The following is an 18,940-nucleotide window of genomic DNA, read 5'->3' as shown; positions in this document are numbered from 1 at the left end:
AGATAATTATGTTGGAATCCATATGGTTCTTGTTATGGGGCTTACTCTGGGCCATCTATTTCATGCTCGACGGGTATGATCTGGGTCTGGGGTCTATGATGCCCTTTTTGGCCAAAGACGAAAAAGACAGAAAAAAAATCTATAAATCCATCGGACCCTTCTGGGATGGTAACGAAGTATGGCTCATTACCGCCGGTGGTGTAACATTTGCCGCATTCCCCAAGGCATACGCTGTAATGTTCAGTGGCCTTTACACCGCACTCATGCTCCTGCTCATCGCTCTGATCATTCGCGGTGTTGCTTATGAATTCAGAGGATTGGTGGAAAGCGAATGGGCCCGCAAACTCTGGGATAAAGCAATGGTTTTAGGCAGCTTCCTTCCCGGACTGCTGCTCGGAGTTGCCTTTGCCAACATCTTCATGGGTATTCCCATTGACGAAAACGGCGTATTTCAGGGCAACCTGTTTACCCTGCTCAACCCCTACGGTCTCGGCGGCGGTATCCTTTTTGTTCTTCTTTTTGCCCAGCACGGCTGCCTCTGGCTTGCAGCACGCACAGACGGCGAACTCAACGAACGCGCCGGTAACCTCGCTGCAACAATCTGGCCGGTTCTGGCTGCGGTTTATATTGCCTTTCTGGCCCTTACCGGGGTATACACCAAGCTGCTCAGTAACTTCATTGCCTACCCGGCATTGTTACTGATCCTTTTGGTTCCGATCTTAGCAATCGTCAAGGTTCGCACTCTCATTGCAGCACGCAAATGGTGGAAAGCATGGATCAGCTCTGCTGTGCTCATCGTTTCCACCACCATGTTCGGCGTGATCGGACTGTTCCCGGCCCTGCTGCCCTCCAGCATCAATCCGGCATACTCCATCACCATCCACAATGCTGCATCAAGCCAGCTGACCCTGAAGATCATGTTGACGGTTGCACTGATCATGGTCCCCATCGTCATCGGTTACCAGTTCTGGATGCATAAAGTATTTGCAACCAAGATCACTGATGAAGATCTGGGATATTAACAAACTGATTCCAATTACGGAGAACATCAACAATGTCTAACAAGGTTCTTGAAAAAGCTCTTAACGAACAGCTCAACGCTGAAATGTACTCTGCTTACCTTTACCTTTCCATGTCTGCTTACTTCAGCGACCTCGGACTGGACGGCTTTGCCAACTGGATGCGTGTACAGGCTAAAGAAGAGCAGTTCCACGCCATGAAGTTCTATGATTACATCAACGAACGCGGCGGAAGAGTACTCCTCACTGCAATCGAAGCACCGAAGACCGAGTGGGAATCCCCGCTGGCCTGCATTGAGGCTGTTCTTGAGCACGAGAAGCATGTTACTTCCCTTGTCAACGATCTCGTAAACCTCGCAATCGATGAAAGAGATCACGCGACCAACATCTTCCTGCAGTGGTTCGTAACCGAGCAGGTTGAAGAAGAAGACAACGTGAACGCAGTACTGAACAAGCTCCGCCTCCTCAACGGTGAAGGCAACGGCATGTTCATTCTCGATAAGGAACTTTCCACCCGCGTATTCAACGCACCCGCTGAATAGTTCCGACTGCAAAACAGACTAAATAAGCCCCCTGAAGCAATGCTTCAGGGGGCTTTGTTCTTTACGTCTTATGAAATTTCAGCTTAATACTCAAATTTAACGGAAGACTGCGCGGCTGAGACAAAAACATTTGCGGCCTGATCCTGATAGGCTCTAACTCCGGCCATCTGTCTTGCGGAAAATCTTTTACCCTGAGGTTCAATGTCGGTAGTCGATTCTTCACTTTCTTTAGCATTGACGCCGGTAACCTTAGCTGCCTGCTGCTCGGCTAACTCCTCTTCTTCTACGGAGATGACACCGTCTTTATTTAAATCTTTGTCCTCTTCATCTTCTTCCTTACGGAAAAAGTTCTTCTGGAACTCCGACAGTGCTTCATAGAATAAACTTCCCTCTTGAACCCGCTCCTCGGCATCTTTCAACGAATCTATTTCAGCTTGTGAGACTTTGCCGTCTCCGTCTGAATCAAGCATGTTGAATGTTTTTTCATCCAGTCCACTATCTTCAAAAGTGACCAGCTTCTGTGAAGCTGCATTCGGACGCCTGCCGGCAGAATCTTCCGCCTGTTGCATCTCCACATCAAGCTTGCCAATAGCACCTTTCTGCTGCTGCATCTGCTCAAGTTTTGCCTGAACTTCTGCAACGGAAATTCTGCCGTTGCCATCTACATCATACTTGGAAAACTCTTTTTTACGCAGCCCTGATTCATCAAGGTCAAGGATACCATCGCCATCCTTATCCTTCGATATCATTAATGAATCAATAAAATCAGCCTGCTGAGTTTGCTCTATGATTCTTGATTCATCGGGAGCAGAATTCGCACTCACCTGCGAATTTTCAGGGCCGTCAATTCCTGAAATACTCATCTCAATACTCCTGAGTTATCCGCGCTGAACGGAGGGTAATAATTGCCCGATAAAAAGCATTAAGAACTATAAAGCAATTATCATTCCAGCACTCAGTGACATAAAGATAAATTAATACAGTGCTTATCATATTCGATCATCTGAAAATTCATCTCGATGAATTAGAATTCTGTAGTACTGAGCTATTACCATTACCTCTTCAGATTTTGCTAATCTGCCTTTAACTAAGCTATCCAAAAGGAGACAGACAATGGCTAAAAAGATTCTGATGATCGTCGGTGATTTTGTGGAAGACTATGAAGTAATGGTTCCCTTTCAGGCTTTGCAGGCAATGGGCTTTGAAGTGGATGCAGTATGCCCGGACAAGAAAGCCGGAGAACAGGTGGCAACTGCGGTTCATGATTTTGAATCCCAGCAGACCTACCTCGAACGTCCCGGTCACAACTTTACTCTGAATGCAGACTTTGACAGTGTTAATACCGCGGATTATGCTGCACTTGTAGTTCCCGGCGGCAGGGCTCCCGAGTATCTGCGTTTGAATGAAAAATTACTCGATATGGTTCGCGATTTTTCCGACCGCCCTGTTGCAGCAATCTGCCACGGCCCCCAGCTTCTTGTAGCTGCCGGTGTACTTGAAGGCAAAAAAGTATCCGCCTATCCGGCCTGCGCCCCTGAAGTAAAGCTTGCCGGCGGAGAATACGTTGAAATCGACCTTGATGATGCCATTTGTGATGGCAATCTCGTAACCGCTCCCGCATGGCCTGCCCATCCTAAATGGCTGCGCCTGCTGGTTGACCGCATCGGTTAATCAGCCCAAAGGCGGGAAAAGCACGCGAGGGAATCCCATGTGTGAAATTTATGCTTCCACCCCGCCCGCGGAATATGAACAAATTACCCGCTCCATCAGGATAAACGGTGCTGTGACCAGCATCCGCATTGAACGAAGATTCTGGAATATCCTTGATGAGCTGGTCGAAGAAGAACAAACCAGTACAGGCAAGTTTATCTCGACCCTTCATAACGAGGCATATAGCCTCAACGGTGAGATATCCAACTTCGCCTCTTTGCTGCGTGTTGTGTGCACCGCCTATCTGGTGAACAAAGCGACCTGATCCATAATAATATAAAGCATTCTGAAAGCCCGCCTTAAGAGGCGGGTTTTTTATTTCACAGCCTTAAACCTATATAGACTATGGTATTTACATCCTGTCTGAATATTATTCATTTAATTAAAATAATATAAACACCTATACTTATTCGAAACAAAATGATAATTGAGTTTAAATTTAATTACAAGGAGACAGCAATGAATAAAGACAGTTCGGCTAAAAAGATAAAACAACTAGGCAAAGGCACAACTTCATCTAACAAGCAATTCCCAAGTATAAACAATAAAATAGAATCAAGAAAAAGAAAGGATCTGGTTATCTCTGTTTGCGGACAGTTGGGCAGTGGGACCTCAACTGTAGCCAAAGAAGTAGAAAGGATATTTACAGACTACCGCTATACACCGTACCAAATTAAATTGAGTAAGATTATAGAAGAAAATATTGCGACAAACGAAAACTATAAAAATAAAGCTGAACGTATTTCCAAACTCCAAGAAGCAGGAAATAAATTACGCCAAGATCATAGCGAAAGTATTTTGACAGAATTTGCAGTTGTAAAAGCACATTACTATAGAGAAGGCATCGGCACCAATAGAGATGAAGAAGACGACCGTTTTGTTATTATTATTGACAGCATAAAGCATCCCAGTGAACATGAGCTACTAAAGCTGGTTTATGGAAAATCATTTTTCCAAATAGGTGTATTGTGTCCGGAAGGAGACCGCAAGCAAAGGCTTATGAACAATTCAGAAGTTTCGCCACAAGAAGCGACTGCTTTAATAGAAAAAGATAAAAACGAAATAGATGACTTTGGACAAAAAACTCTCGAGTCACTCTATAAATCAGATTTTTTCATTTACAATGAAAAAAACAACCTTACTTCAACGAGAAAAAAACTTAAAAGATTCATTAAATTAGTGATGTCTAACAAAACAAACACTCCAACTGTAGATGAATACGCCATGTTTCTTGCTCAAGGATCTTCACTCCGGTCAGGCTGCCTATCGCGGCAAGTTGGAGCAGTAATAATAGATGAAGAAGGTGAAATAATATCAACAGGGAGAAATGATGTCCCCAAGTACCGTGGTGGGCTATATTCAGAAGATGACCACGGGAATGACAACAGATGCCTTCATCGCTACAGCTCTGAATGCAAAAATTCAGAATACAAAGAAAAAATCAAAAATGAAATTTCTTTATCTGTCAAGACGGAAACAAATAAATTATGTAAAAATAGTGGACTTTCAGAACTGACACAAAAACAAATTGAGCAAACAGCAAAAACAATTATAGATAATATTTCATCAATTGATAAAATAAAAAACCTGACTGAATTTTCACGTTCTATACATGCAGAAATGGATGCAATAACCGCTGCGGCACGAAAAGGAAAAAGAGGCCTGAAAAACGCTCGTCTTTTCTGCACGACTTATCCCTGCCACAACTGCGCACGCCATATTGTTGCGAGCGGCATTAAAAGTGTTCATTACATTGAACCATACGAGAAAAGCCTCGCATTAAAACTGCATGATGATTCAATTGAGTTCGATTCAGATTACTCAAATAAAGGCGACAAACTAAAAATAATACCCTTTGAAGGCGTTTCCCCAAATAGATACCTTGAACTATTTGAGGCTAATGGAAGAAAAGACAACCCAGAACATACAAATCAAAAAAAAGAAAAAGCCTTACCTGCAATCACACACCTAAAAGACAATGTTGAATTCTATGAACAAGTTGTACTTGAGGACATGGTTTCAAAGAAATTGATCCCCGATCCTAACAGTTAATTTTAATTGCATATACACTTCCACTGATAATAAAAATCTGTTAGATTTTAGTTGAAATTTGCTAACTATTAGACTAGCAATCCCTTTTATAAATGGGAGATCAAAAACATGCCATTACCTAACAAATCAGAACCAACATCTTGCAACTACTCACCAAAAAAAGAGTCCAAAGTTATATACTTAACTCAAGATTATCGTAAACAGAAGGCAAGCCAAGACACCCATAAAATTACGCAAGTAACAAAAAAAGCGATAGAAGCCGTAAATAAAATTAACTGGTAATCCAGATGTCGCGACATTCTGAAAGCCCGCCTTTTAAGGCGGGCTTTTTCTTTAGCTCTCGTTGACACGTTTTTGCAATACGTATACATCAAATGCATATTGATTTTTAATAACATCCTAACAACTGCTTCCAAAATCAGAAATCTGAGGTGACCATGAATAAGTCCTTCTCCGCTATCCTGTCTCTGCTCATCACCCTATGCGTCGCCTTACCGGCCTTCGGCGGAACCAGAACTATCACCGATATGGCCGGACGTACGGTGGAAATACCGGAAAAAATAGAACGCGTAATCTGTTCCGGCCCCGGCTGCCTGCGCTATCTCACTTATCTGCAAGGGCAGGATATGATCGTAGGTGTGGACTCCATTGAGCACCGCAAAACAAGATTCGATGCGCGCCCGTACGCCATTGCCAATCCGCAATTCAAGAAAATGCCTCTCATCGGTGAATTCCGGGGGCATGACAACCCTGAACTGATCCTCGGCCTTGAACCGCAGCCGCAGGTAATCTTTAAGACATACAAAGACATGGGCTACGACCCGGATGAACTTCAGACCAAAACCGGAATTCCTGTAGTCTGCCTTTCCTACGCCAGCTTAGCCGCCAAACGCGATGTGATCTACAAGTCACTGCAACTCATGGGTGAAGTTATCGGCAAACAGGAACGAGCCAAGGCTGTGTGTGACTTCATGGAAGCTCATATTGCCGACCTGACCAAAAGAACCGCAGATATCCCCAAAGAGAAACGCAAATCCTGCTACGTTGGAGGTATTGCCAAGAAAGGTCCGCACGGTTTCCAGTCCACTGAACCAGCCTATCCGCCTTTCCGCTTTGTAAATGCTTTAAACGTAGCCTGCCCGCCCAAAGGACAAGGCAAACCCTTGCAGCATGCCAATGTTTCCAAGGAACAGATTGTGGCATGGAACCCGGAAATCCTTTTTGTTGATATTTCAACCTCCCAACTGGGTGAAAATGCCGGGGCAATCTACGAAATCAAAACCGATCCCGCTTACCAGTCACTTGATGCGGTTACTTCCGGTGAAGTTTATACAGTTCTTCCCTACAACTGGTATTCTATGAACTACGGCTCAATCATTGCCGATGCCTATTACGTAGGTAAGGTTCTCTACCCTGAAAGATTTAAAGACATCGACCCATCTGCCGAAGCAGACAAAATATACAGCTTCATGGTCGGTGCGCCTGTCCTTGAGACCATGACCAAAGCGTTCAGTGTAAAAGGTTTTGAAAAACTGGAGCTGAATTAGCTTATGCACTTTGATGACGGACAGATACCCGCGGAGTACTCGCGGCACATCAGGCAGAAAACATTCTTCATAGCAGCGGGACTGCTGCTGGCCGGAGCCATGCTGATCACTTCCATAGGCATGGGACCAGGTCTCCATCTCAGCCCCGGAAGCCTTGCTGACATTGCTTGGAGATACTGTTTCCAAACGTTTTGACCTGATCATCTGGAATATCAGACTTCCGCAGGCCCTGACCGCCTTGGCTGCCGGTGCAGGACTCTCCGTGGCCGGGGCGGTTATGCAGGCCATACTGCGCAACCCACTGGGATCACCCTTCACCTTGGGTATCTCCCATGCAGCAGCCTTCGGTGCTGCAGTCTCGGTCATGCTGCTGGACCTCGGAACCATGACCAGCTCCAATGTGGGTGCAGTGAATATCAACTCACCTTACCTGACCACCATGGTAGCTTTCGGGTTCAGCCTCATCGCCACCTTCGCCATCATAGCGATTTCACGCACCCGCAGAGCCACTCCGGAAGTAATGGTCCTGACCGGGGTCGCCCTCGGAGCACTCTTCACTGCCGGAACCATGTTCCTGCAATATTTTGCGGATGACGTGCAGCTGGCAGCCATGGTTTTCTGGACCTTTGGAGATGTAGCAAGGGCTACATGGACGGAACTGGGAATAATCAGCACGGTAACCGTCATTGCCTATATCTGGTTCACGGCAAACCGCTGGAACTTCAATGCCATCGAAGCCGGTGATGAGACTGCCAAAGGGCTGGGTGTAAAAGTTGAAAGGGTGCGCTTAACAGGGATGCTGCTGTCCTCGCTGGTTACGGCGGTCATTGTTTCATTTCTGGGTATAATCGGCTTTGTGGGGCTGGTCTGTCCGCACATGGTCCGGCGCTTGATCGGTGATGATTACCGCTTCCTGCTTCCGGCATCCTGCATTGTGGGTGCGGTGCTGCTACTCGCTGCGGATACTGCGGCAAGACTCATGCTGGCTCCCAATGTACTGCCTGTTTCAGTGCTGACTGCATTCCTCGGAGCTCCGGTCTTTATCTGGCTGATCATCAGGGGGAACAAATGAACATCAAGGTCAACAACATAAATTTCAGCTACAGCGGAACCCCGATTCTAAAGGATGTAGATTTCACCGTTGAACAAGGTGAGCTGCTGGCTATTCTCGGTCCCAATGGCGCGGGTAAAACCACCCTGCTCAAATGCATGAACGCCATCCACAGGCCGGGAAAAGGATCGGTTCTAGTTAAGGAAAAGGATGTATTCAAGCTCGCTTCAGACGACATCGCTCGCTTGATCGGCTACGTGCCGCAACGAGTAGAACCTGCCCGCCTGACCGTATTTGATGCCGTACTCATGGGCCGCAAGCCGCACATCAAATGGCGGGTCCGGGACCACGATATCTGTATTGTAGATGCTGCTTTGAAGCGACTTTCACTCAACCATCTTTCACTGCGTTACATCGACCTGCTCAGTGGCGGCGAACTCCAGAAGGTCAGCATTGCCCGTGCCCTTGTACAGGAACCGGAAGTGCTTCTGCTTGATGAACCGACCAGCTCCCTTGATCTCAAGAACCAGCTTGAAATCCTGCGCACCGTGCGTGCGGTGGTTAAAGGGCACAAGGTCTCGGCGATTATGACCATGCATGACCTGAACACGGCACTGCGTTATGCGGATAAATTCATTTTCCTCAAGAACGGAACGGTCTGCGGCTGCGGAGGCAAGGACTCTGTCAGCGCAGATATAATCGAGCAGGTTTACGGGGTGGAAGTTGAGATTGAAATGCGCAAGGGGTGCCCCGTAATCCATCCCGTGGAAGACCTCAAAGCCCTTGATTATGAACATGAGCACTCTCACAAACATTTGCATGAAATGAGGCAATAAAACATGACATACTTTTCAGAAGACCGGATTAAACAAACAATCGAATTTCACGGCCACCAGTGCCCCGGGCTCGCCATCGGCGTCCGCGCGGCAGAACTTTGCCTGCGCGAACTGGGCCACCATGACGACTCATCCATCGTTGCCATATGTGAAACCGACATGTGCGGAGTGGATGCAATCCAGTTCCTGACCGGATGCTCCGTAGGCAAAGGCAACCTGATCCTCAAAGATCACGGCAAAATGGCCTTTACTTTCTTTCGCCGGGACGACGGCAAAGGATTTCGGGCCATGCTCAATCCCGACTTTATCGGTGGATTACGCTCTGAAATGGGCCGTCTGATGGAAGTTGTGTACGAAGGCACCCCAACTCCCGAAGAGGAAGAACGATGCACACAAGTCCGCGCTGAATGCGAAAAACAATATTATACAGCTGACCTTGCGGACATGTTCATTAAACAGGAACCGCAAATAAAAATGCCTCGTCCGGCATCCATACTGCAATCACTTGTCTGTGAGGATTGCGGGGAAATGCACATGGAATCACGCTCGCGGCGATTCGCAGGACGCACGTTATGCCTGACCTGCTTTGATAAGGTTGAGCAGAAGATGTGAAAAAAGGGGCCTCTGTCACACAGACAGAGACCCCTTTACTTTAAGTGCAATTCTAAACCTTAAGCAGGATTCTTAACCTTGTAGAACATGGCGTAAAGGACCGGGACAACCAACAGGGTAAGCACGGTGGCAAAAGCCAGCCCTGCCATGATGGTTACCGCCATGGCTGAGAAAAAGGCATCAGTCACCAGCGGCAGCATACCGAGGATGGTGGTTCCGGCAGCCATGGCTACCGGACGGATACGGCTAAGGGCCGAGTCCATTACTGCTCTATACGGCTCCTTACCTTCTGCAAGCTCCAGATTGATCTGATCCAGCAGGACGATGGCATTCTTAATCAACATACCGGAAAGCGAGAGGAATCCCAGCAGGGCCATGAAACCGAATGGCTCCCCGGTCAGAAGCAACCCGCAGGTAACCCCGATGATCGACAAAGGTACGGTCAACCAGATGATGGTCGGGATTCGCAGATTGTTAAAGAGCATGACAGTCGCAAGGATCATAATAAGGAACGGTCCACCTAAACTGGCAGCAAGACTGCCCTGCGCGTCGGAAGCATCTTCAAATTCACCACCCCACTCCATTGTGTAGCCTGCAGGTATTTTCATGCCTTCAATCTGCGGCTGCAACTCATTAAAGAGCACGGAAGGAAGCCCTTCAACAGGTTCGCAGGAAGCGGTGATGGTCAACATACGGTTACGGGTAAGCAACTTGCCAGGTTCGATGTTGGTTTTAAAACCGGAGACCACCTCTTCCACCGGAATCATGCGTCCGGCGACCGGACTGAAAATCTGCACGTCACCGATCTGGTTTACGTCCAGCCTTTCTTTATCCGGGGGACGGGCAACGATGGGCAGGAGCTTATCCCCCTCGCGGTAAACACCGATATTGGTTCCGGTGAAGAACATCTGCATGGCCTTGGCAAGATCAGGACGGGTAATACCAACTCTCTTTGCCTGAGCCTCCATAATTACCGGACTCAAGACTTTGACATCCTGACGCCAGTCGTCACGAACGGATTCAGCACGTCCGGTAGCGAGCATTATCTCCTGCGCTTCTTGGGACAGTTCACGCAGAACCTTGGTATCAGGACCGCTGAAACGGACTTCAATAGAGGCCGCGCGTCCGGGACCGAGCTTGAATTTTTTAACTTTGGCTTCAGCCTGCGGATAATTCTCATACAGATATTTTTTATAGCGGGCCATGACTTCGCCGGTCGTTTCATAATCCTTCACCTCCACCAGCAGAAGCCCATAAGACTTAGCCGTTTTTTCAGGTGAATAGGTAAGGATAAAACGGGGTGCACCCTGTCCGGTAAATGTAGAGACATTCTTGACCTGCTCATCCTTAAGGATCACTTCGGCCAGTCCCTGTACATCTTCAGCTGTGGCCCGGATGTCAGTTCCCTGCGGCAACCAGTAATGGATATAGAAACGGGGCTGGGTTGAATCAGGAAAGAAGCTCTGCTTAACAAACCCGAAACCATAGATCGATCCGGCCAGCATAACAGCCAGAGTTACCATGGTCAGAACCCTTTTACGCAGACAGAATTCAAGAATGCTGCGGTAAGCACGAAAGATGAATCCTCCGTATGGATCGCCATCTTCGCTGATTTTTGGACGCAAAAACATTTCACATAGCAACGGGGTTACAGTCACAGCAGTAATCCAGCTCATCATCAAAGAGATAAAGAGAACGATGAACAGGGAACGGCAGAATTCGCCAACACTGTCCTGACTTAAACCGATCCCGGCAAAAGCCATGATGGCAATAATGGTACCACCCAGAAGCGGCCATTTGCTCTGCTCCACAACATCTACTGCAGCCTGAATACGGTCCATTCCCTTCTGGTAACGGATCAGCACCCCTTCGATAACCACAATGGCGTTATCCACAAGCATGCCAAGGGCAATAATCAATGCCCCGAGTGAGATACGTTCCAGTGCGACCCCGGCCATCTGGATAAAGATGAATGATCCGCAAATTGTGATCAGCAGTATAGCCCCGATAAGCAGGCCGGACTGCATACCCATGAAAAGCAGAAGCACTATGATTACAATTGCCACAGCCTCGGCGAGGTTGATAACAAAAGAGTTAACCGCATTATCGACCCTGCTGGGCTGGAAGTATACTTCCTCAACGTTAATGCCGACCGGAGTCTGGGCCTGTAACTGATCTAACTTGGCATTGATGGCCTGCCCCAGCTCAACCACGTTGGCTGAAGGATTCATAGATATGCCGATGGCTATGGCATTATGCCCGTTAAAGCCCATTATCTGTGAAGGCGGACTCTGGTAACCGCGATGAATTTCCGCCACATCCCGCAGCGGAACAAGTTTACCGGAACCGTCACGGATGAAAAGATCACCAAGATCCTCAACCGACTCCACACCGCCGGAAGGTGCTATCTCAATGTATTCCCGCCCGACTTTTACATTGCCGGACTCAACTACAAGGTTGCGGTTGGAGAGGGTCTTGTAGACAGAATCGAGTGATACTCCCAGCTGGGACATTCTTGCCCGCGAGATTTCCACAAAGACAGTCTCCTGCTGTTCACCCCAGACGGTAATCTTGGCAACGTTTTCAACCAGCAGCAATTGCTTGCGCAGAAAAGTCACGTAATCCTGCAAATCCAACTGCGAATAACCGTCCCCGGTTACCGAGAGAAGGATGCCGTAAACATCACTGAAATCATCGATAACAAGAGAAGGCCCTGCCCCGGGGGGGAGGAAGGACTGGGCATCACTTACCTTACGGCGGAGTTCATCCCAGACTTGGGGCAGGGTGTCCTTATCATATTTATCCTGCACTTCAACTGTGACAATGGATTGCCCACGGTTAGAAATGGAGGTTACCTTATCAAGCTGTTTAAGCTGCTGGGCTGCCCCTTCAATAACGTCCGTAACTTCGTCAGCCACTTCCGCAGGCGCAGCACCGGGGTAGTTAGTGACAACCAACGCTTCCTTAATAGTAAATTCAGGATCCTCAAGGCGGGGCATATCCAGAAAAGCATTAATCCCGCCAAGGAAAAACACAATTGTCAGGACCAATGAAACTGTTTTCTTTTCAATGGTCAGCCGTGCAAAACTCATCCGCGGCCCCCGATTCTACCCTTGAGAATTTTTACTTCCTGTCCGTCACGCAGGTAATGCGCACCGGACACAACCACCTGTTCACCGGGGTTGATTCCTTCGTGAATCTCAAAACTGTCGTTAACTATCCGGCCGACCTCAACGGTACGCTTCTTCACTGCCCCTTTTTCATATACCCAGACAAATTTATCCTGATCGGGATAACCAACTACAGCTGAGATAGGTACGGAAACAGAACCAGCATCTTTATTTTCCGGCATACTGGCAACGACTTCCGCAGTCATACCCGGATGGATGGAAAGACCGTTGGGATTTTCCATTTTAAGAGTCACTTCATAGGTCTGAGTCTCAGCATTGGCTTTGGTCTGGAATTCCTTGATTTCAAGTTTGAAATCATGATTTGGATATGACTCAAATTTTGCTATGCCTTTAAAATTAGGGCTCTCTTTATTTATGAATCCACGGACCCATATATTTTCTGGAACATCCACAACGACATCAAGAGCCGAAGTATCCTCTAATTGAACAATGGACTCCTTAGCCTGCACAAATTCGTGGTTTTCCACGGACTTTACAGCAATTGTTCCGCTGAACGGAGCTTCAAGGCGGGTGTACTGAAAGTTAAGCTTGGCCCTGCGCAATTCCTGAATCAGGGAATTTACCGTGGCTCGGCTGCTTTCAAATGAACTCTGAGCTGAATCGAAAGCTGATTGAGCTACGGTGTCAGACTCCAGTAGCTTTGCATTTCGTTCGTAGTTCAGCTTTGCTTCTTTCATTACCGAACGAGCACCGATGAGCTTAGCCTCAAGGTCAGCAACAGCAGCTTCAAAATCACGCTGATCCAAAGTGGCTATGACCTGCCCTTTTTTCACGTAATCCCCTTCCTTAACACTGAACTCTTCAATTTGGCCGGGAACACGGAAAGCTAAAGTAGCTTCGCGGGTCGCTTTGACTTTACCCGGGAATTTTCTAAGCTCCGGTGCACTGTCGTCAGTGATTTTCATTACCCTTACCGGTCTAACTGGCTGTTCTACTTTAATTTCTTCCTTACATCCAGGTAAAAGCATCATTGCCATAATCAAAAATAACAATTTATTGCGCATGGATCTCCCCCCACTGCTTTATATTTTTATCTTCTAATCAATCAGTTGATTAACTCTCGGTTAAAAAAATTATTCCCAAAGGGCAGGGCTTCCCGCCTTCAACAGAAGAGTGACTGTCTTGCGGTACTCGTCAACTTTCTGGTCATCATCAATATAGTGACCACCACCAAGTAAGTAGTCTGAGAAGACAGTACCCAATACAGCTGTGAAACAGATATCTTTAACTTCTTCCCGATGATCTGTCTTAGCACCAGTCTTGGCCAAGAATTGCGTAAAGTGCTCCCAACCTATGTTATAAAGAGTTAATCGCAGATCCTGTAATTCTTCACTATCATGGTTTAGCTCGCGCAACCCAACTAGGTAGACGTTCCTGTTGTTCCTTGCATCATCACGAAAGGCAGCCACATTGAGTTCAACCAACTCGCCGTGATTTCTGGCCTCTGACATTGATTTTTTGATCACGGAAACCATTCGATCACTAAAAGAGGTAAAGATTTCACGCAACAGACCTGTCTTACCTCCAAAGTAGTAAGATATCATAGCACTGTTTACGTCAGCTTCACGGGCTATATCCCTGATTCCAACTGAGTTAAAGGAGCGTTCAGCAAAAAGCTTGGCCCCGGCATGGAATATTTTTTCGCGCTTAGTCATGCGACCCAATTAATCATTCGATTAATCTTTGTCAATCGTATGATTAACTATTCTCAAAAATAGTTTTCTACCAAAGATTTTTAGTATCTAACTCTTCCAAAGCCTTGGGTGCATCAGATTTTCTGCTGATATTGATAACTTCCACTCGGCGATTCTGAGCTCTGCCCTGCGCATTTTCATTGGATGCTATAGGCTGATCCTCGCCCATACCTTGAACTTCAATACGAGCTGGATCTATATTAAAATGAACTGCAAGATAATTTCTAACCGATTCTGCACGTTTTAAGCTCAAAGAACGATTGTATTCGCTCTTTCCGGCAGAATCAGTATGCCCTACCAACCTGACCTGCATGGACTTTCCAGGACCGGAAGTCAGTGCTGTGCCGAGAGAATCAACAACCGGATTAGCTTTCTCACTGATTTTGGCTGAATTAACTCTAAATTCGATTTTTAGAAATGCCCGCCCACCCGGATCGGTGATCATACGCAGAATATCATCAGAATTTGCGGCAAAGCCATCTTGCCTGGCCGAAACAAATGGTACACAGGCAAAAATAAATATGATCAGGAAAGCAATTTTTTTCATAAGTACCTCCGGGCAAACTTTAAGGGATAGCAATAAAATACCCTCTCCACAGCTCTGGGGCAAGGATTTCTATTTCGGTGAGAATCAGTAACTCGGCTTTGAACGGCCCTTTTTTACTTCTGACCTTTTCTTCTTGCTATCAAGCCGCTTGCGTTTTGCAGAGTGCGGAACCTTTGTTTTATGTCTTTGGCGCACCGGCTTTAAGGCATCTGCTAACATCTTGGCAAAACGTGAAACGGCCTCCTCCTTGTTGCGAAACTGGCTGCGGTGTTCCTCGCAGGACAGCTGCAATTCCCCTTTAGTGTTGATACGTCCAGAAAGGCGAGTCATGAGTACCGTCTTCTGGTAATCACTAAGACTGGGCGAATCCTGTACATTAAAAACCAGCGTAACCTTGGAAGAGGTTTTATTTACATGCTGTCCGCCGGGGCCGGAGCTGCGGCTGGTTAAAAAAGTAATTTCATTCTCAGGTATGGACAATGTGTGAGTGATACTTATCATAGCTATCGGCTGGATATTCTGTCTTTTGTATGCGTATGTGGCGTACGCAGTCTATTAAGTACGGTGCTTCGGGTCTTGCATCGTTCTTACTTTTTTTCAAGGAGAATTTATTATGAAAATTGCACTTCCCTCCAGAGATGGAATGGTCGACGGTCACTTCGGACATTGTGAAGCTTTCACCATCTATACTCTGGATGAGTCCAAAAATATCATCGAAGAAGAAAAACTCACCCCTCCCCCCGGTTGCGGATGTAAATCCAACATCGTGCCCACTCTCGCTGAAAAAGGTGTAACCGTAATGCTGGCGGGCAACATGGGACAGGGAGCGGTCAACCTCTTGCAGAACAGCGGCATTCAGGTTATCCGCGGATGTGGTGGCGAACTCAAAGAAGCGGTTGCTCAGTGGGCAGCAGGAAGTCTGACTGACTCCGCAACCGTCTGCGACGACCACGGTTCCTGCGGCAACCACTAGAATTTAGGATTAAACATTAATCCGCAGCCCGCAAATAAATAATTGGAGATAGAACATGAATGAATGTCCCTGCGGTTCCGGTAACGCTTACGAAAGCTGCTGCGAACCCTACATCACAGGAAAAGAGCCTGCACCCACTGCTGAAGCACTGATGCGTTCCCGCTACAGTGCATTCGTTGTAAAGAATGTCGACTACCTCGGCGATACCCTCGCCCCGGAAAGCAAGCACGATTACGATGAGAATCAGGTTAAAACCTGGGCGGAAACATCCACATGGCTCGGCCTTGAAATTGTTTCTACCTCCAAGGGCCTTTCTGACGATGAAACCGGCGAAGTCGAATTCATCGCAAAATTCAGGCAGTCAGGAGCGATCCACACCCATCACGAAGCCAGCCACTTTGAAAAAAGAGAAGGCAACTGGCTTTACCTTGATGGTGACATCGTTCCTCCCATGCCAATCAAAAAAGATAAAAAAGTAGGACGCAACGAGCCCTGTCCCTGCGGCAGCGGCAAGAAATACAAGAAGTGCTGCGGCTAACCGCAACCTTCCACAAGTCTGAAAATGATAAAACCCCCGTTCCTTGGAGCGGGGGTTTTTCTATTTGTATTGGGATGTTGAGTCTGTTTCGAGGAATACACTCAAGGAGTTGATAGTCGATAAACACAGAGAACCACAAACTAGACTTATACGATTATCCTTATGACGCTCTGAGGATGCCAGAACTCTACCTGTACGCTCATTTATTATAAAAACTGTATAGCTGCATATTATTCCACTTAAAATCTTTTACAAGGCAAATTCCCTTGGGACATAACCACCCTAATGAACCCTATACTCACCAAGAGTTCAAGACCCAAAAACGACTCCCCAAGCCCCCCTTACGAATGACGTCCCTGAGCATCAAAAACAAATCCGCTGCAAACAAGTAAAGCCCCCTTGAGTTAACAAGGGGGCTTTGAAAATAAAAAAGCTTGCGGCGACCTACTTTCCCACTAGCTACCTAGCAGTATCATCGGCGAAGGAGAGCTTAACTTCCGAGTTCGGAATGGGGTCGGGTGTGACCTCTCCTCAATGGCCGCAAGCAAATTTAGCTTGCTTTTTGAGCAAAAATATATGGTTTAATAGAGAAGAATTAGAGTTCCATTAGCTTCAATCGTTTAGGATTAAAGTTAAGGGAAGAGAAGAAAAATAAGTCGCACGATTTATTAGTACTGGTCAGCTGAATGCATCACTGCACTTACACCTCCAGCCTATCAACCAGGTGGTCTACCTGGAATCTTTAGATGCTAAAGCATAGGGATAACTAATCTTGAGGCAGGCTTCCCGCTTAGATGCTTTCAGCGGTTATCCCTTCCGAACTTAGCTACCCTGCAATGCCACTGGCGTGACAACAGGAACACCATAGGTTCGTCCACCCCGGTCCTCTCGTACTAGGGGCAGACCCTCTTCAATTATCCTACGCCCACGGTAGATAGGGACCAAACTGTCTCACGACGTTTTAAACCCAGCTCGCGTACCACTTTAATCGGCGAACAGCCGAACCCTTGGGACCTGCTTCAGCCCCAGGATGTGATGAGCCGACATCGAGGTGCCAAACCGCGCCGTCGATGTGAACTCTTGGGCGCGATCAGCCTGTTATCCCCGGCGTACCTTTTATCCTATGAGCGATGGCCCTTCCATGCGGAACCACCGGATCACTAAGACCAACTTTCGTTCCTGCTCGACATGTCTGTCTTACAGTCAAGCTCCCTTATGCCTTTGCACTCGACGGCTGGTTTCCAATCAGCCTGAGGGAACCTTTGCAAGCCTCCGTTACTTTTTGGGAGGCGACCGCCCCAGTCAAACTACCCACCAGACACTGTCTCCAAGCCGGATAACGGCGTTGGATTAGAATTCAAGACTATCAAGGGTGGTATTTCAAGGTTGGCTCCACCGACACTGGCGTGCCGGCTTCAAAGCCTCCCACCTATCCTACACATGATAGCCCTAAACCCAATGTCAAGCTATAGTAAAGGTGCACAGGGTCTTTCCGTCTTACCGCGGGTAACCGGCATTTTCACCGGTAATTCAATTTCACTGAGTCTCTGGTTGAGACAGTGGGGAGATCGTTACGCCATTCGTGCAGGTCGGAACTTACCCGACAAGGAATTTCGCTACCTTAGGACCGTTATAGTTACGGCCGCCGTTTACTGGGGCTTCAATTCGGAGCTTCGACCGAAGTCTAACACCTCCTTTTAACCTTCCAGCACCGGGCAGGCGTCAGTCCATATACATCGTCTTACGACTTAGCATAGACCTATGTTTTTAGTAAACAGTCGCCCCCCCCGATTCTCTGCGGCTCCAAACAGCTCATTAAGTGAATCAAGTCACCATCTGGAGCATCCCTTCTCGCTAACTTACGGGATCATTTTGCCGAGTTCCTTAACCAGAGTTCTCTCAAGCGCCTTGGTCTACTCGACCCGACTACCTGTGTTGGTTTGCGGTACGGTCAACAAATGCTAAACTTAGAAGATTTTCTAGGCAGTCTGGAATTACTCACTTCAAACGTAAAGTTACGGCATCGTGTCTCGGCCTTAAAGAGAAACGGATTTGCCTATTTCTCAAGCCTACGCACTTACACCGGCATATCCAACAGCCGGCTGAGCTATCCTACTGCGTCCCTCCATCGCACACATTTGCTGGTACGGGAATATTAACCCGTTTTCCATCGACTACGCCTTTCGGCCTCGCCTTAGGGACCGACTAACCCTGGGAAGATTAGCTTTACCCAGGAAACCTTAGTCTTACGGCGAACAAGTTTCTCACTTGTTTTATCGTTACTCATGCCAGCATAATCACTTCTCATTAGTCCAGCGAACCTTCCGATTCACCTTCATCCCATCTGAGAACGCTCTCCTACCGATGCGTCAAAGACGCATCCCGTAGCTTCGGTACCATACTTAGCCCCGTTACATTTTCGGCGCAGAATCGTTAGACCAGTGAGCTATTACGCTTTCTTTAAAGGATGGCTGCTTCTAAGCCAACCTCCTGGCTGTCTATACAACTCCACCACCTTTTCCACTGAGTATGGATTTGGGGACCTTAGCTGACGGTCTGGGCTGTTTCCCTTTCGACTACGGACCTTCGCACCCGCAGTCTGACTCCCAGGATATATCTTACGGCATT

Annotated in this window: 16 protein-coding genes, 2 rRNA genes and 1 pseudogene (1 of these 19 cut by a window edge); 11 read left to right on the top strand and 8 right to left on the bottom strand. The window is 47.3% G+C overall.

Annotated elements, in window-relative coordinates; genetic code table 11:
• Positions 1–8: 8 nt before the first annotated feature.
• Both cydB and ACNI23_RS15795 read left to right on the top strand, forming a co-directional pair.
• Positions 9–1,022 (top strand): cytochrome d ubiquinol oxidase subunit II, encoded by a 1,014-nt coding sequence (cydB, locus tag ACNI23_RS15800; protein ID WP_420250125.1) that lies wholly within the window; start codon positions 9–11, stop codon positions 1,020–1,022.
• Positions 1,023–1,054: 32 nt separating this feature from the next.
• Positions 1,055–1,561 (top strand): ferritin, encoded by a 507-nt coding sequence (locus tag ACNI23_RS15795; protein ID WP_420250123.1) that lies wholly within the window; start codon positions 1,055–1,057, stop codon positions 1,559–1,561.
• An 83-nt stretch (positions 1,562–1,644) separates the two neighbouring features.
• Here ACNI23_RS15795 and ACNI23_RS15790 read toward each other — a convergent pair whose 3' ends face one another.
• Positions 1,645–2,424 (bottom strand): EF-hand domain-containing protein, encoded by a 780-nt coding sequence (locus tag ACNI23_RS15790; protein WP_420250121.1) that lies wholly within the window; start codon positions 2,422–2,424, stop codon positions 1,645–1,647.
• Positions 2,425–2,674: 250 nt separating this feature from the next.
• Between ACNI23_RS15790 and ACNI23_RS15785 the strand changes: the two genes are divergently transcribed.
• The 7 genes and pseudogenes from ACNI23_RS15785 (at position 2,675) to ACNI23_RS15755 (ending at position 9,369) form a co-directional block, all read left to right on the top strand.
• Positions 2,675–3,232 carry a DJ-1/PfpI family protein gene (locus ACNI23_RS15785; protein ID WP_420250119.1) on the top strand — a complete coding sequence of 186 codons (558 nt, stop codon included), beginning with the start codon at positions 2,675–2,677 and terminating at the stop codon, positions 3,230–3,232.
• A gap of 37 nt (positions 3,233–3,269) precedes the next feature.
• A complete protein-coding gene (locus ACNI23_RS15780; protein WP_420250118.1) occupies positions 3,270–3,536 on the top strand; it encodes a ribbon-helix-helix domain-containing protein in 267 nt (88 codons plus the stop codon).
• A gap of 194 nt (positions 3,537–3,730) precedes the next feature.
• A complete protein-coding gene (locus tag ACNI23_RS15775) occupies positions 3,731–5,323 on the top strand; it encodes an anti-phage dCTP deaminase (protein WP_420250116.1) in 1,593 nt (530 codons plus the stop codon).
• A gap of 437 nt (positions 5,324–5,760) precedes the next feature.
• Entirely contained in the window at positions 5,761–6,870 is a 1,110-nt protein-coding gene (locus ACNI23_RS15770; protein WP_420250114.1) for an iron ABC transporter substrate-binding protein, read from the top strand.
• 3 nt (positions 6,871–6,873) lie between these two features.
• Positions 6,874–7,942: pseudogene (locus ACNI23_RS15765) on the top strand (FecCD family ABC transporter permease).
• Positions 7,939–8,757, top strand: a complete 819-nt coding sequence (locus ACNI23_RS15760; RefSeq protein WP_420250112.1) for an ABC transporter ATP-binding protein — start codon at positions 7,939–7,941, stop codon at positions 8,755–8,757. Before ACNI23_RS15765 ends, ACNI23_RS15760 begins: the two are co-directional and overlap by 4 nt.
• 3 nt (positions 8,758–8,760) lie before the next feature.
• Positions 8,761–9,369 carry an FmdE family protein gene (locus ACNI23_RS15755; protein WP_420250111.1) on the top strand — a complete coding sequence of 203 codons (609 nt, stop codon included), beginning with the start codon at positions 8,761–8,763 and terminating at the stop codon, positions 9,367–9,369.
• 59 nt (positions 9,370–9,428) lie between these two features.
• Here the strand turns inward: ACNI23_RS15755 and ACNI23_RS15750 are convergent, their stop codons facing one another.
• From ACNI23_RS15750 to arfB, 5 genes are all read right to left on the bottom strand, one after another.
• Entirely contained in the window at positions 9,429–12,461 is a 3,033-nt protein-coding gene (locus ACNI23_RS15750) for an efflux RND transporter permease subunit (protein WP_420250109.1), read from the bottom strand.
• Positions 12,458–13,564 (bottom strand): efflux RND transporter periplasmic adaptor subunit, encoded by a 1,107-nt coding sequence (locus ACNI23_RS15745; protein WP_420250106.1) that lies wholly within the window; start codon positions 13,562–13,564, stop codon positions 12,458–12,460. The genes ACNI23_RS15750 and ACNI23_RS15745 overlap by 4 nt, the downstream gene beginning before the upstream one ends.
• Positions 13,565–13,633: 69 nt before the next feature.
• Positions 13,634–14,215, bottom strand: a complete 582-nt coding sequence (locus ACNI23_RS15740; protein WP_420250104.1) for a TetR family transcriptional regulator — start codon at positions 14,213–14,215, stop codon at positions 13,634–13,636.
• Between the two features lie 67 nt (positions 14,216–14,282).
• A complete protein-coding gene (locus ACNI23_RS15735; protein ID WP_420250102.1) occupies positions 14,283–14,801 on the bottom strand; it encodes an OmpA family protein in 519 nt (172 codons plus the stop codon).
• Between the two features lie 84 nt (positions 14,802–14,885).
• Positions 14,886–15,302 (bottom strand): alternative ribosome rescue aminoacyl-tRNA hydrolase ArfB, encoded by a 417-nt coding sequence (gene arfB, locus ACNI23_RS15730; RefSeq protein WP_420250100.1) that lies wholly within the window; start codon positions 15,300–15,302, stop codon positions 14,886–14,888.
• A gap of 112 nt (positions 15,303–15,414) precedes the next feature.
• Here arfB and ACNI23_RS15725 point away from each other — a divergent pair, with 112 nt between their 5' ends.
• Positions 15,415–15,774, top strand: a complete 360-nt coding sequence (locus ACNI23_RS15725; RefSeq protein WP_420250098.1) for a NifB/NifX family molybdenum-iron cluster-binding protein — start codon at positions 15,415–15,417, stop codon at positions 15,772–15,774.
• A 55-nt stretch (positions 15,775–15,829) separates the two neighbouring features.
• Entirely contained in the window at positions 15,830–16,312 is a 483-nt protein-coding gene (locus ACNI23_RS15720; RefSeq protein ID WP_420250097.1) for a YchJ family protein, read from the top strand.
• 431 nt (positions 16,313–16,743) lie between these two features.
• Here the strand turns inward: ACNI23_RS15720 and rrf are convergent.
• Positions 16,744–16,858: ribosomal RNA gene (rrf, locus tag ACNI23_RS15715) — 5S ribosomal RNA — on the bottom strand.
• A 101-nt stretch (positions 16,859–16,959) separates the two neighbouring features.
• Positions 16,960–18,940, bottom strand: a 23S ribosomal RNA gene (locus tag ACNI23_RS15710); it runs 955 nt beyond the window's last position.

Origin of the sequence: Maridesulfovibrio pacificus (SeqCode) (assembly GCF_048612815.1) — a bacterium.
In the GTDB taxonomy this organism is placed as follows: domain Bacteria; phylum Desulfobacterota; class Desulfovibrionia; order Desulfovibrionales; family Desulfovibrionaceae; genus Maridesulfovibrio; species Maridesulfovibrio pacificus.
This window is presented reverse-complemented; position numbering and strand designations above follow the sequence as displayed.